The sequence below is a fragment of the Zoogloea oryzae genome (assembly GCF_030161255.1).
Lineage (GTDB): Bacteria > Pseudomonadota > Gammaproteobacteria > Burkholderiales > Rhodocyclaceae > Zoogloea > Zoogloea oryzae.
This window is the reverse complement of sequence record NZ_BSPX01000197.1, coordinates 1-1,234: the sequence shown is the minus strand read 5'-3', so window position 1 is coordinate 1,234 and position 1,234 is coordinate 1. Positions and strand designations below refer to the sequence as shown.

Genomic DNA, 1,234 nt, shown 5'->3' with positions numbered 1-1,234 from the left:
GATCATTCAAGTCAGGTTTCTTTGTTATTGGGATAGGTGAATTCTTAAGGATCCATCCCCCGTAGGAACCGGACATGACGATTTTTCGTCATCCGGCTCGAGCAAAAAGAAAAAAATTAAGATAAAATATAGAGATCATCCATACCCACATATAGGAATAAATGTACGAAAAGATTGTAGTAACCAGATTCTATGTTTGCAATGCTAAATTGCAAGAAATTCTTTTTTTACAGTTCTACATGCTCTATACCCAAGTAGGACAAAAAGGATTCTAATCAAGTGCTTTTTGGGTCATCTCGTGCCTTGCAATTGGTGTTTATACCTTATCCCCAATATATGGAGTCGTCTTACATACAAAGGATTTACTTGTTACTAATAAAGTCTAGCCTTTTTTCTTCGTTAGATCCCCTGTTTCACTCCGATAGTATAATAAATCAGAATGGATGCAGAGGAAATGAATGCATTGGCATACTATATAAGTAAAAGGATAGATATAAGATAATCTGGATATGCCCACATTACTTATTCTACTGGATCTTACGGAGCCTACTCATGAACTACACGCTTCAGGTCGGATCATAGAAAAAGAATCCTAAAGTAAACCAGCCTATCCTCTGTACGGGGTTTACGCGGGGGTTGGAATCGAAACACATTTGGTTATAAATTCCAATGTGGCGGGTAAAATAATAGATCCGCACAGGCCAATCAATAGTTCAAGTCACACACTCCCATAATCCATCTTCTCTTCGGAGAATCCACCTCAACTCAACTATGAATCTCAAACAAATAAAGAATCAAATATAGTTGAGTTGAAGGGAAATATCCAAATACATGTATTATTTTTTGAATAATCCATATTTATAGCAATGAAAGACTATTCATAAATGATTTAGGATTGATTACAAATTAGAAAGATCTAGGATCCGCCTTTTCTATTTTATCTATTTATCTATAAAGGACCAGAAATACCTTGCTTACGTATCATTGGAAAGTGCATTAACATAAATACGGAAGTAAGAAGTGGTAATACAAAAGTGTGTAAACTATAAAAACGAGTCAAAGTAGATTGACCCACACTAGCACTTCCGCGTAATAACTCGACCAAGGGCGATCCTATTACCGGAATAGCATCAGGTACACCTGTTACAATTTTTACGGCCCAATAACCAATTTGATCCCAAGGTAAAGAATAACCAGTTACCCCAAAAGAGGCGGTCAATACACCTAATACGAC

General features: G+C 36.4%; 1 pseudogene. It reads right to left on the bottom strand.

Annotation, left to right across the window (positions count from 1 at the left end):
• Nucleotides 1-949: 949 nt before the first annotated feature.
• Nucleotides 950-1,234: pseudogene (gene petB, locus QQK25_RS24750) on the bottom strand (cytochrome b6); the annotation flags it as partial.